The organism is Gammaproteobacteria bacterium, from assembly GCA_015709635.1.
Taxonomy (GTDB): domain Bacteria; phylum Pseudomonadota; class Gammaproteobacteria; order Burkholderiales; family Nitrosomonadaceae; genus Nitrosomonas.
Window position 1 is genome coordinate 1,841,345 of sequence record CP054180.1, and the last position, 12,307, is coordinate 1,853,651.

The 12,307-nt window shown below is 50.0% G+C and carries 13 protein-coding genes; 1 reads left to right on the plus strand and 12 read right to left on the minus strand.

Translation table 11 applies throughout. The features are described 5' to 3' along the window. Positions 1–22: 22 nt before the first annotated feature. Positions 23–2,353 (plus strand): nitric oxide reductase activation protein NorD, encoded by a 2,331-nt coding sequence (locus tag HRU78_08685; protein ID QOJ23718.1) that lies wholly within the window; start codon positions 23–25, stop codon positions 2,351–2,353. A 259-nt stretch (positions 2,354–2,612) separates the two neighbouring features. Here HRU78_08685 and HRU78_08690 read toward each other — a convergent pair whose 3' ends face one another. The 12 genes from HRU78_08690 to ccmB form a co-directional block, all read right to left on the minus strand. Continuing rightward, positions 2,613–2,954 carry a type II toxin-antitoxin system PemK/MazF family toxin gene (locus tag HRU78_08690; protein ID QOJ23719.1) on the minus strand — a complete coding sequence of 114 codons (342 nt, stop codon included), beginning with the start codon at positions 2,952–2,954 and terminating at the stop codon, positions 2,613–2,615. Continuing rightward, positions 2,947–3,177: a CopG family transcriptional regulator gene (locus tag HRU78_08695; GenBank protein QOJ23720.1), complete on the minus strand. Its 231-nt coding sequence runs from the start codon at positions 3,175–3,177 to the stop codon at positions 2,947–2,949. The genes HRU78_08690 and HRU78_08695 overlap by 8 nt, the downstream gene beginning before the upstream one ends. A 140-nt stretch (positions 3,178–3,317) precedes the next feature. Further along, the gene (locus HRU78_08700; protein ID QOJ23721.1) at positions 3,318–5,057 is read right to left on the minus strand and encodes a dihydroxyacetone kinase family protein; all 1,740 of its coding nucleotides are present in this window, start codon (positions 5,055–5,057) and stop codon (positions 3,318–3,320) included. A gap of 110 nt (positions 5,058–5,167) precedes the next feature. Next, on the minus strand, positions 5,168–5,635 hold the full coding sequence (locus HRU78_08705) for a peroxiredoxin (protein QOJ23722.1): 468 nt from the start codon (positions 5,633–5,635) through the stop codon (positions 5,168–5,170). Positions 5,636–5,639: 4 nt separating this feature from the next. Beyond that, positions 5,640–6,968: a c-type cytochrome biogenesis protein CcmI gene (gene ccmI, locus HRU78_08710; protein QOJ23723.1), complete on the minus strand. Its 1,329-nt coding sequence runs from the start codon at positions 6,966–6,968 to the stop codon at positions 5,640–5,642. Next, complete coding sequence (locus HRU78_08715) at positions 6,965–7,465, minus strand: cytochrome c-type biogenesis protein CcmH (GenBank protein ID QOJ23724.1); 501 nt, start codon at positions 7,463–7,465, stop codon at positions 6,965–6,967. The genes ccmI and HRU78_08715 overlap by 4 nt, the downstream gene beginning before the upstream one ends. A 36-nt stretch (positions 7,466–7,501) precedes the next feature. Further along, a complete protein-coding gene (locus tag HRU78_08720) occupies positions 7,502–8,032 on the minus strand; it encodes a DsbE family thiol:disulfide interchange protein (GenBank protein QOJ23725.1) in 531 nt (176 codons plus the stop codon). Beyond that, positions 8,029–10,083, minus strand: coding sequence for a heme lyase CcmF/NrfE family subunit (locus HRU78_08725; protein QOJ23726.1), 2,055 nt, complete (start codon positions 10,081–10,083; stop codon positions 8,029–8,031). The genes HRU78_08720 and HRU78_08725 overlap by 4 nt, the downstream gene beginning before the upstream one ends. A 73-nt stretch (positions 10,084–10,156) precedes the next feature. Then, positions 10,157–10,606 (minus strand): cytochrome c maturation protein CcmE, encoded by a 450-nt coding sequence (gene ccmE / locus HRU78_08730; GenBank protein QOJ23727.1) that lies wholly within the window; start codon positions 10,604–10,606, stop codon positions 10,157–10,159. Further along, positions 10,590–10,787 (minus strand): heme exporter protein CcmD, encoded by a 198-nt coding sequence (gene ccmD, locus HRU78_08735; protein ID QOJ23728.1) that lies wholly within the window; start codon positions 10,785–10,787, stop codon positions 10,590–10,592. Before ccmD ends, ccmE begins: the two co-directional genes overlap by 17 nt. Then, positions 10,787–11,530 carry a heme ABC transporter permease gene (locus HRU78_08740; protein QOJ23729.1) on the minus strand — a complete coding sequence of 248 codons (744 nt, stop codon included), beginning with the start codon at positions 11,528–11,530 and terminating at the stop codon, positions 10,787–10,789. Before HRU78_08740 ends, ccmD begins: the two co-directional genes overlap by 1 nt. A 120-nt stretch (positions 11,531–11,650) precedes the next feature. After that, the gene (ccmB, locus tag HRU78_08745; protein ID QOJ23730.1) at positions 11,651–12,304 is read right to left on the minus strand and encodes a heme exporter protein CcmB; all 654 of its coding nucleotides are present in this window, start codon (positions 12,302–12,304) and stop codon (positions 11,651–11,653) included. Between the last annotated feature and the right edge of the window lie 3 nt (positions 12,305–12,307).

Sequence of the window (12,307 nt, forward strand, 5' to 3'; positions counted from 1 at the left end):
TAACCCATTAACAGGTGCTGCCATGAGTGTCAGTCTGGACGATTACAAAGAATTGCTCGAGGATCTGGAACCGGAATCGGTTGAATTGCTCCATCATGCTTGGCCGGAAGCGGTCAAGATCTTTTCACCGCGCGGTCTGGATAACTACTTAAAAGGCGCGTCGGCAATCCGCGGCCTGGGGCGCGGGCGCAGCGTGGTCGATTGCTGGATTGATGAAATTCCGCTGGTCGTCAAGGAAGTCGGTGAAGATGTCATCAGCGATTTGGCAACATCCGTGCTTTCGCTGGCTTCGAGAACTTCCGGCGCGGTCATCGAACTGGTGCTGGCGACTTCCCCTACTGCTGCCAAACGTCTCGGTGACGCGCAGTTATTCCAGAATTACCTGCAATTTCTGAATACGCTGATCGCACAGGCACCACGCGGCATTCGTCCGATGCTCGGCAAGTTGGAAATCCTGTTCGGGCAATTGACGCTGGGTGGCTTGCGCCGCTGGGCGATGTGGGGCGCACATGCGCACCGCACCGATTATGAAGAGCAAATCCGTTATTTCGGTCTGGAATCGAAAGAATCGCTTGCGGTCTTGCAGAAGGAACGCAAAGGCACGCTGTTTGTCGACGTGCAGCGCCGTATCAATATGTATTTGCGTGCGTTGTGGGGACGAGATTTCTTCATGAAACCGACTTCCGGCGACTTTGAAACGCGTGAAGGCTATAAGCCATTCATCGAAAACTATTTCATCCATCTGCCCGATGCCTACGATGCCTATGACGATGTGTCGGCAACCGAAGTCTACCGCGCCGCTGCAGCGCACGCTGCAGCGCATCTGGTCGAAACCCAGCAGCCGATTTCTGCGGAAAGTTTGAATCCGTTGCAGATGGCTGTGATTTCGGTCATTGAAGATGCGCGTATCGAGGAATTGTCGATCCGCCGCTTTCCCGGCCTACGCAAGACATGGTCGGTATTGCACAGTGCCACACCGGAAATGAATGTCTCGACGGGCGATTATCTGAATCGCCTGGCACGCGCCCTGCTCGACCCGGATTACAAGGACCAAGATCCGTGGATCGCCGAAGGACGCAAACTGTTCAAAGCGGCGAAAGACGATCAGCTACATAGTCACAAAACCTCATGGGAAATCGGTGTGCAGCTCGCGCACAGCTTCATGGACAAAAAGATTCCGTACAACCCGCGCACCGACATACTCACCGCCCCATACCGTGACGACAACCGCTATTTCTGGGAATTCGAGGAATTCGATTTCAACAAATCGCTGTCTGCCGGATACGACGCGCCCAAACAAGTGCGCAAATACGTCAACGTCATGGAGTTTGCCAATGAGCTCGACGTCGAAACCGCCGGTGACGACGCAGAGGAAATCTGGGTCATGGGCACCGAGTTCTTCCCGTACGAAGACATGGGTGTGTCGTACAACGATATGGAAGGCAAGGAACCGGTATCGGCGCCGTACCACTATTCCGAATGGGATTACCAGATTCAACTGGAACGCCCCGATTGGGCTACAGTGCAGGAAAAACGCGCAAAACTGGGCGATATGCAATGCATCGACGACATCGCCAATCAATACAAACGCGAAATTGCGCGCATGAAATTCCTGCTCGACGCGATGCAACCGCAAGGCACACGCCGCATCCGTAAACTCGAAGACGGCGACGAAATCGACATCAACGCCGCGATCCGTTCGATGATCGATATCCGCATGGGCATGCAACCCGATCCACGCATCATGATGCGCTCGGTGCGCAAGGTGCGCGATATCTCCGTACTGGTGCTGCTCGACTTATCCGAATCGACCAACGAAAAAGTCGCCGGACACGACTACTCCGTGCTCGACCTGACGCGCCAGGCGACGGTATTGCTCGCCAACGCCATCAACAAGATCGGCGATCCGTTTGCCATCCATGGCTTCTGTTCCGACGGACGCCATGACGTCGAGTATTTCCGCTTCAAGGATTTCGATCAACCCTACAACGAAATTCCTAAAGCCAAACTCGCCGGTATGACCGGGCAACTGTCGACCCGCATGGGTGCGGCCATGCGCCACGCCACGCATTATCTGAAACTGCAAAAATCGACAAAAAAACTACTGTTGGTCATCACCGACGGCGAACCGGCGGATGTGGACGTACGCGACCCGCAATACCTGCGCCACGACACCAAAAAAGCCGTCGAAGAAGCCGGCCGCTCCGGTATCCTCACCTACTGCATGAGCTTAGATCCGCGCGCCGATCAATACGTGTCGCGCATTTTCGGCGAACGAAATTATTTAGTAGTGGATCATGTAGAGCGATTGCCGGAGAAACTGCCGGTGTTGTATGCGGGGTTAACGAGGTAAAGTGTATATGCTTTAAGCACGGTGGGATGCGCCGACGCCAGAAGGCGCATCAATCCTGTTAATCGTGCGCACCCAACATTCAGTCATTGCATATTATAGATTCCCACCTTCGCGGGAAATGATGATGGGCGCGACAAGTCAATGGAGTGACACCTTGAATCCCAACATTCCCATCAAGCCGACCTGCAACGATTCCAACTTAATCACGTCATCCGGTAAGCCGATAACACCGCATTCAATCGCTTGCATCGTTCCTCTTCTACCAATCAAACACAATGGCCAGCGCATTTTTGATCGCCGGAAGATGCTGTTTGTCCAACCGGCCTTGTAATTTCCCGATCCGGGAAACATCCACGGCACGCAATTGTTTGAGATTGATGTGCCGGTCTTTGTCCAAGCCGTTTTCTGAATTAGGTTCCAGATTCACAGCAAAAGGCCAGGGTTTATGATTCGGCAGCAAGGGAGCAACGATCAGCGTTTTTGATTGGTTGTTAACCAAGTCGCTCTGAATGATGACACACGGTCTTAATTTCTTGGTTTCCGCGCCTCTGGCCGGTTCCAGGTCGATCCAGTAAATCTCGAGTTGCTTGAAATCAGTCATTCGATAGGCCGTCGGATAACGTGTTCTCCCAGGCTTGCAATTCCTCCTGGTAATCCAAATCGGTTGCTTCTTCTTGATTGGCTTTAATCAATGCTTGCTTGAGAAAATTCTTGCGTTCCTGCTTCAATAATTCATTGATATACGCGCTGCGGTTATCGCCCGCGATATCGTTCAGGAATAGGTAGACTTCATCATCCAAGGTAATGGTCGTACGATATGTCATGGATTATCTCATATTTATAACGCTACAATATTATCATACTCGTTGGTATGAGCGTCATTCAATTAATAGGAAGTGACTCAATCCATCAAAAAATCCGGATACCGGTAATCGCGAATTTTTGATTGCGATTGTTTCACCAGTCAGATGCAATGGATGCGAATAATTTTATCCGCTGCCTGAATAATCAGTGTCATCGACACTGCCCCCGGATCGGGAATGCCGATGCTTTTTTCGGCATGCGGACGGGCGCGGCCGATTTTTGGCGTGAGATTTTTGGTGGCTTCGGCGGATTGTTTGGCAATTTCCGCGGCAGCTGTCCAGGCTTCAGGCGTTGAAAGTCCTTGAGTAGTGCCTTTCATCAAGGCTGTGGAAAATGGATACAGCACGTCGACCAACGTTTTATCGCTCAGTTGCGCCTTGCCAGCAGCAATAACGGCTTGCAGCGCCGCTGCGATACCCGTCGCAAGGGTTGCGGCATCCGGTTTGGCTTTGTCATCGACGGCACTGCCGAGATTGCATAGAATGACGCCCCACAACATGCCCGAGGTGCCGCCGGCACGATCCGACCAGGCATCGCCGGCGGCAATCAGCGTTGTCCCCGCTCCGGCTTGCGCAATGATTGCCGTCCTGGCTGCCTCGACCGCAGCCGTCAGACCGCGCTGCATGCCGATGCCGTGATCGCCGTCCCCGGCAATCGCATCCAACCGGCCCAATTCATCTTGTTGTGCTTCGATGGCTTTGAGTGCCGCTTCCAGCGCTGCCAGCACAGTGTTGGCGGCCGCCTGCGATTCCACAGAACCCGGCTTTATCGAATGTTTGTCGCGCGATTCTTTTGGTTCGGCGTCATGACTCATTGCAAAGTTGTCGTAGGCAATAACGCCTCGATGAAACGCCGGTGTATCGGCTGCCGCCAGCCAGCTTTGCTCCAGCTCGTCATTCAACCAGAACAATGTCAACGACACGCCCGCCATATCGAAGCTGGTGATCATTTCATCCACCACCGGGGCGACAATAATTAAGCCACGCGCAGTCAGCAATTGCTCGATCTTGCGGTAAACGACAAACAATTCTTCGTATTTCACTGCGCCGAGGCCGTTCAGGATGACGCCGATTCGTGCGCCGGAAATAGTATTCACGGTTACGGGAATCTCGGCTAGCAGTTTACCGACCAGCATTTCCGCCAGCTCATCGGCGCTGGGCGCTTTGACGCGATCCAGACCGGGTTCGCCATGGATGCCCATGCCGACTTCCATGATTCCGGATGCAACTTCAAACAAAGGTTTGGCGGCACCAGGCAATGTGCAACCGGAAAACGCCACGCCCAGCGAGCGTACACGGTCATTGGCTGCAGTTGCGATATGCACGACCTCATCCAGCGGTTTTCCGGCATCGGCAGCAACGGCTGCGGCTTTGAACACTGCCAACGTGCCGGCGATACCGCGGCGTTTGTGTTGCTCACTCACCGGAGCGGATGCGATGTCGTCGGTCACCACCACCGAGCGGACATCGGTACCCTGCGCACGTAGACGTTCCTGCACTTGAGTGAAATTGAGCACGTCACCGGCGTAATTGGCGTAACAAAACAGAATACCGCCGCCTGCATCGGCGGCGTGCGCCACATTGCAGATCTGCTGCGCGGACGGGGCGGCGAAAACGTTACCTAATGCTGCGCCATGCGCCAATCCTAACCCGACAAAGCCGCCGAACGCGGGATAATGCCCCGAACCGCCACCGATGATGACAACCACCTGACCGGGTTTGGCTTTATGGCGACGGATGACGCCGCCGTCGACGCGCCGAATTTTATCCCGGTGAGCGGCGACATAACCTTCGGCTAATTCATCAGCAAACTGCGCCGGATCATTGAATAAGTAGGTCATGTCATCCGGCTGCCAATCTATTCGATTACCGGATTACCGGGTGACAGTTGAAGCGGACCTAGCAAAGAAACAAGTGAAGAACACTTCAATTTTTTGCATAACCAGGAGTATTACTGATTGAGTGTCGTTACAAAATCCAGAACTTCCTGAACGTGGCCGGGCACTTTCACGCCACGCCACTCTTTTCTTAAGATGCCTTGCGCATCGATCACAAACGTACTGCGCTCGATGCCGAGAACTTGCTTGCCGTACATATTTTTCATTTTCATGACGCCAAACAGGTTGCAGACTTTTTCGTCTTCGTCACTCAGCAATTCAAAAGGAAACTGCATTTTTTCCTTAAAACACTGGTGTGATTTGAGATTGTCGCGTGAAATACCCACCACGATGCAATTTCCCTTCGTAAACTCAGGCAGGTGATCACGAAAATCCTGACCTTCCAGAGTACATCCGGGCGTATCGTCTTTGGGATAAAAATAAATAACCAGATGCTTACCGGCATGAGCCGACAATGAGAACTCATTATTGTCAGTTGAGGGTAACGCAAAATCTTCAACCGGTTGATTGATTGCGGGCATTTGCTTATGGCACCTGTTTATTGATCACGATCGATATATTATTATGGCCGAGCTTGACCGGTTCGCTAAATCCTTGCAGATCTCCACTGGCAGTGACAGCTTGTCCGGATTTCGAAACTCTGGCTTCGATCACGACTTCCGGAAAGCTCGACATTTTCATCGTCGGCGTCATCGCCATATCATCCGTCAATGTGAACGAAGCTGGAAGATCGCTCGCTTTCAACCGTAAAATCGCCAATGGCATTTTGGGCCCCGATTTGGCTCGCGCATAAATGAACAAAGTATCGCTCGACGATACTTTCGCCGCCAGATCGCCACTGATCGTTACATGACCCGACACTGAAAGTGATGTTGCTGCAGGCGCATCAGCACTCACAGCTTTTTCCACCGGCTGCGCGCTGATCTCTTGCTTCGCTTCCGCAACTTTAACCGGCTGTTCTGATGCTGTCGGTTTGCCGCCGGAAGCCAGTAGCTTGGCTTCAGCAATACTTTCTTTCACAGATTGAGTCAACTGGGCATCTGGGGGAATCACTTGCAGCAAATTTTCCCAATGTTCGGCCGCTTGTGCAAATTTCCCCTGTTCAAATTCTACTGTACCCGCTAAGGCCAATGCTTTGGGGTATTGTGGATCAATGCGCAGAGCCTGGTATATCAATTCAGCCGGTTTACCCGATAAATTTCCTTGATTCTTCATCGCTAAAACATCAGCATAATCGCTCAGTATCTGCGGGCTGTCTGGAATCAATTCGACCAGCTTGGCATAAGTATTGCTGGCTTCGTTATACCGGCCCATGATGGCATAGGTACGCCCCAGCATAACCCAACCTTCGATATCTTCCGGATTATCACTGAGACGCTTAATCAGATTTTCCAGCACCGATGAAAAATTGTCGTGACCCGCGGGTGATCCGCCGCCATCGCGATTCATTTGAGTCGCGCTAGCGAGTTGCGCTTGCGGCAGTAAACCGCGCGTATCACCAATGGCTAAATACAAACTGACGGCGGCCAGTGGCAGCGTTAAAATAATGACTGCAGATAATGCAATATTGCGAATCTTCTTATTTCTATCAACGACGATATTATCGCGTTCAGTCACATCCTGCAGCATACGCTGTTGTAGTTCCTGCTTGCTTTTATCGTATTGCTCGCGACTGAGAATATCGTTCTCCAAGTCTCTATCCAGCTCGGCAATTTGATCGCGATAGACTGTGATGTTAACCGCATCATGTTCTAAATTTTTCAGTTGATCGTTTCTGCTTCGTAATAGCGTTGGAACCACAAACAGCAGCGCAGTAACAATAAAAACCCCGGAAATAACCCAAAAAGCCGTCATACGTTTTTACCTTTTTTATCCTCGTTCAGTAACGCTTCCGCTTTTTCAAGCTCTGCTTGCGAAAGCGACACTTCTTCTATCTGCACACGACGGCGTCTTAAATACATGATCAATGAAATCAATCCAAACAACAACAAAGCAGCCGGACCAAACCACAGCAAGATGGTGGTGGCTTTCATCGGTGGGTTATAAAGGACGAAATCTCCATAGCGGTCGACCAGAAACTGAATAATCTCCGGATCTGTTTTGTTCGCTTTGATTTGTTCGCGGATTTCACGCCGGATATCATTCGAAAAATCCGCGCGCGAATCCGCTATCGTTTCATTCTGACAAACCAGACAGCGCAAATTCTCCGTCAGCGTCAGCATTCTTTTTTCAACTTCGGGATCTTCCGCGACCGGTATTGCTTCTTTCGACCACCCGGTCATTGGGACAAGCAGAAATAGCAGCAAAATAAGCGCTGCGGCTTTCGTTACACCATTTAATTGACGTACCATGACAAGACTAACCTTTATTTATGAGACTACAACCGCTTATGCTTGCTGCTGCAGTTCTTTGATGAGTGGAATGATGGTTTTCTCAAGTGAATCCACTGTCACTGGTCCGATTTGCTTATGCCTGATGATACCCTTCTTATCAATCACATATGTTTCCGGAACACCATAAACACCATAATCGATTCCGACTTTGCCATCAGAATCCACGATACTGATGGTATAGGGATCGCCGTAGCGTTTTAGCCATTGCATGGCGGTCGTACGCTCATCTTTGTAATTGAGACCATAGATTGGCACAAAACCCGTTTTCGCCAATTGCACCAGCAAGGGATGCTCATCACGGCAAGCAACACACCATGATGCCCATACATTCAGCATCCAGACCTTACCGAGATTATCGTCCGATGACATTATCTTATCGGATTCTTGTAGCTGATTAAGCTGAAACTTTGGCGCCGGTTTATCAATCAGCGGTGATGGTACTTGCCTCGGATTCAGCGTTAAACCAACCAGCAAAAAAGCAGCTAGCACCAAAAAAGCAAATAAAGGAGCCAAATAGCGCATCATACTTTGGTGCTCTCCGTTGCCAATTCAACTTTGCTTGCGGATGATGCAACGGCCACCGGCGTTGGTGTTTCTGTTGATACGTTAGTCTCTTCTTCAGTTTTAACAACACTCTTTTTGGTAATCTTCAGGCGATAACGGCGATCGGTAATTGACGTAATACCACCGAATGCCATGAGCAAGCATCCCATCCAAATCCAATCGACAAAAGGTTTATGATAAGCACGAACCACCCAAGCGCCATTGGTCAGCGGTTCACCCAAAGCAATATACAAATCGCGGAAAAATCCTGTATCGATAGCCGCTTCAGTCATCGCCATACCGGATGCGTTATAAGTACGTTTTTCCGGATACATATTACGGACAAATTGACCATCTTTGCTCACTGCAATATCGCCGATCACTGCTTTATAATTCGGTCCAACATCATTACGGGTACCGTTAAACTGGAAAGTATAACCACCCACCGTCACTTTGCTGCCAACTTCCATACGCACATCTTTCTCGGTCTCGTAACCGTTCACCAAGGTAACGCCGATAATGAATACGGCCACACCGAGATGCGCACAGTGCATCCCGTAATAACTTCTGGATTGTTTTAGCAGTCTGGTAAATACATTACCTTCAGTGCTAGCGCTTATACGATGCTTTAAGTTGACCAATACGCATACGATGATCCAGAACGCCAGCAATAGACCGAAGCTGATCATCGGCTTCCATTCACCCATGAAATAAGGTGCAACCAATGCTGACACTACACTCACCGCAAACGCCCAGCGCAAGCGCACTGCCAATACCGGCAGACTCATCTGTTTCCAGCGGGCAATCGGACCGACACCGATGAGGAAAATTGCCGGTGTCATGACAGGAACAAAAACAGCCTCGAAATAAGGAGGGCCTACCGACAATTTACCCAGACCCAGGGCATCGATGATCAACGGATAAAGCGTTCCGAGCAACACACTGGCTGCAGCAACCAGTAATAAGATATTGTTCGTCAACAACATGGATTCGCGCGACAGCAGATCGAATTTACCGCCCAGGCCAACTTTTGGCGCCCGCCATGCGAACAATACCAGCGAACTGCTGATGACGATAAACAAGAAAGCCAGGATAAATACCCCGCGTGAAGGATCTGTCGCGAAGGCATGAACCGATGTCAAAACACCGGAACGGACTAAAAATGTTCCTAGCAAACTTAAAGCAAACGCACAAATCGCCAGCAAAACAGTCCAGCTTTTGAAACTGCCGCGTTTCTCAGTAACCGCCAAAGAATGAACTAAAGCGGTTCCAACCAGCCACGGCATGAATGAAGCATTTTCGACCGGATCCCAGAACCACCAGCCGCCCCATCCTAATTCATAATACGCCCACCAGCTCCCCAGCATAATTCCGCAGGTCAGAAATACCCAAGCCACAATTGTCCAGGGACGGGACCAGCGCGCCCAGGTTGCATCGAGTCTTCCGCTCAGCAATGCAGCAATTGCAAAGGCAAAAGCGATGGAAAACCCCACATATCCCATATACAGCATCGGCGGATGCATGACCATGCCCGCATCTTGCAATAACGGATTCAGATCGCTTCCTTCCGGCGCAGCCGGCAATAAGCGGTCGAAAGGATTTGAAGTAAACAACATGAATATATAAAAACCGATGGCAACAAGCCCTAATACACCCAGCACTCGCGCCACGATGTCGTCCGGCAATTGCTTACTGAAAACACTGACAGCGACAGACCAGCCTGCGAGCATAAAAACCCACAGTAATAAAGATCCTTCATGAGATCCCCACGTAGCCGCCAATCGATAATGAAATGGTAATTCGGTATTCGAATTCTTTGCCACGTTCATAACGGAAAAATCACTGCTGACAAAGGAATAGGCTAAACAGAGGAAGGCAATCAAAGCAAATACGAACTGCCCTTGCACAACCGGCCTGGCAAGCGCTATCCACGAAGGGATACCGCGCGCCGCTCCGATGATCGGCAGTGTTCCTTGGATAATGGCTAATAGCAGGGCGAGAATTAAAGAAAAATTACCAATTTCTGGGATCATGATTTTTTCTTACGAATGAATGGTTATTAAGAATTTGGGAATGATGCGCTCAGACTTATGAGAAAAACCGGGATTACTGCGCCAAGGATGTCTTTTGTGCTTTGGCGGCCTGCTCCAAGGCTTCCGCTGCTTCAGGCGGCATATAATTTTCATCGTGCTTGGCGAGTACTTCGTCGGCCATAAAAACCCCTGCCGCCGATATTTTGCCCTGTGCGACGACACCCTTACCTTCTCTGAATAAATCCGGAAGAATGCCGGTATATACAACCGGGATTGTTTGCGCCGTATCAGTTACCGAAAAGTGAACTGTGGTGGTTTTGTCGTCGCGTTTGACACTGCCTTCCTCGACCAATCCGCCGATTCTAAAGCTCTTTCCAATCGGAGCTTCCTTCGCAACGACCTGGGATGGACTGAAAAAGAAAACCAGATTACTTTGAAATGCATTCAATACCAGAACAGCAGCGACACCTAATGCAACAACTCCGGAACTTATAATTACAAGTTTCTTATGACGTGGTTTCATTTTTTATCTCTTCTTTATTTAAGCCGTAAATGAGACTGTATTGTTTTTCCAAAGTTCGGCGACGTTTTGAAATTGATAAAATTTCACCGGCAACACAAATAACCGTCACGGCATATGAACCCCACACATACAATCCATAGCCACCCATCGCAAAAAACTCTGACCAGCTTGACCAGTTCATTATATAGCTCCCTTCTTATGCAGCTCTGCTACCCATGCCGTATGGCTCTCGCGTTCCAGAATAATTACGCGCGTGCGTTTCAGTATGACTGCAATGGAATACATCCAGCTTGCAAACACCATAATTAGCATACCCGTCAACATGGTGCTCGCCATCGCGGGCGCCTGATTGACACTGACCGATGCGCCTTGATGCAGGGTATTCCACCATTGTACGGAGAAATAAATAATCGGAACATTCACTACACCAACCAGCGCAATAATGGCGCCCGCCTTATCAGCGCGGCGTGGATCGTCAATCGCGGCTTGCAAAGACATAAAGCCGATATACAGAAAAAACAAGATCAATTCGGAAGTTAACCGCGCATCCCAAACCCACCATGTTCCCCACATCGGTTTTCCCCATAATGCCCCCGTCCACAGGGCAATAAAGGTGAACATAGCACCAGTTGGAGCGATTGCCGATGCAAACATGGAAGAAAGTCGCGTATTAAACGCCAAACCGATACCCGCCCAGAATGCCATCACGACATAAAGAAACATCGACATCCATGCCGCAGGCACATGAATGAAAATAATCCGGTACGCCTCGCCTTGCTGGAAATCCGTGGGTGCAACAAAAAAACCAACATAAAGCCCCGCCGCTGTCAGTATCACTGTGACAAACACAAATAGCGGAATCATTTTCCCTGCTAGTGAATAAAAACTGGCTGGAGAAGAATATTTGAACCAATTAATAGCCATATTAAATTTTATTAAATTTTATAATGCTTCGCGTTAAATTTCAGTTCCGATTCAGTCCAAAATTTTTAGCCGCTAATTTTATACTAAATCGATGCCAAATAGGCAGTGTTAAAATCCGCCTTATTCCAGCGAGACACGCAAGGCCGAAGCAGCCGCCCAAGGTGCGAAAACAGCAGAAACCAGCAGAAATGCCCCGATCAATGACAAGTGCGCGTCAAACCCCACTCCGGACATGTCGGCTTCCACAGCACCCGCCCCAAAAATCAGCACTGGAATATATAAAGGCAGAACGAGTAACGAAACCAATACGCCACCGCCTCGCAATCCTAATGTCAGTGCCGCACCGATAGCGCCTATCAGACTCAGAACCGGGGTGCCCAGCAATAAAGCCGCGGTTAACACAAGCAAGGCTTCTGCCGGCAAATCATATTGAATACCCAAAACCGGTGCCATCAATACCAGCGGCACACCGGTTACCAGCCAGTGTGCAAAAGCTTTTCCCAGCACCAACAGCGATAACGATTGCGGTGATAGCAGCATCTGCTCCAATGTGCCATCCAGATAATCATTCGAAAACATCCGCCCGAGCGATAACATCGAAGCCAGCAAAGCCGCCACCCACACCACACCGGGTGCCATGGTGCGCAGCATATTCATTTCCGGTCCCACGCTGAGCGGAAAAAGACTGACGACAATGATGAAAAAAAATAGCGTGGTCAGCACATCGGATTGACGCCGCGCTGCCAGCAGAAGATCGCGTTTAATTATCCACATAAA

Bases quoted from the DNA above. Each gene is read 5' to 3' on its own strand.
- HRU78_08685 (QOJ23718.1), top strand. From the start codon at position 23: ATGAGTGTCAGTCTGGACGATTACAAAGAATTGCTCGAGGATCTGGAA.
- HRU78_08690 (QOJ23719.1), bottom strand. From the start codon at position 2,954: ATGACTGATTTCAAGCAACTCGAGATTTACTGGATCGACCTGGAACCG.
- HRU78_08695 (QOJ23720.1), bottom strand. From the start codon at position 3,177: ATGACATATCGTACGACCATTACCTTGGATGATGAAGTCTACCTATTC.
- HRU78_08700 (QOJ23721.1), bottom strand. From the start codon at position 5,057: ATGACCTACTTATTCAATGATCCGGCGCAGTTTGCTGATGAATTAGCC.
- HRU78_08705 (QOJ23722.1), bottom strand. From the start codon at position 5,635: ATGCCCGCAATCAATCAACCGGTTGAAGATTTTGCGTTACCCTCAACT.
- ccmI (QOJ23723.1), bottom strand. From the start codon at position 6,968: ATGACGGCTTTTTGGGTTATTTCCGGGGTTTTTATTGTTACTGCGCTG.
- HRU78_08715 (QOJ23724.1), bottom strand. From the start codon at position 7,465: ATGGTACGTCAATTAAATGGTGTAACGAAAGCCGCAGCGCTTATTTTG.
- HRU78_08720 (QOJ23725.1), bottom strand. From the start codon at position 8,032: ATGATGCGCTATTTGGCTCCTTTATTTGCTTTTTTGGTGCTAGCTGCT.
- HRU78_08725 (QOJ23726.1), bottom strand. From the start codon at position 10,083: ATGATCCCAGAAATTGGTAATTTTTCTTTAATTCTCGCCCTGCTATTA.
- ccmE (QOJ23727.1), bottom strand. From the start codon at position 10,606: ATGAAACCACGTCATAAGAAACTTGTAATTATAAGTTCCGGAGTTGTT.
- ccmD (QOJ23728.1), bottom strand. From the start codon at position 10,787: ATGAACTGGTCAAGCTGGTCAGAGTTTTTTGCGATGGGTGGCTATGGA.
- HRU78_08740 (QOJ23729.1), bottom strand. From the start codon at position 11,530: ATGGCTATTAATTGGTTCAAATATTCTTCTCCAGCCAGTTTTTATTCA.
- ccmB (QOJ23730.1), bottom strand. From the start codon at position 12,304: ATGTGGATAATTAAACGCGATCTTCTGCTGGCAGCGCGGCGTCAATCC.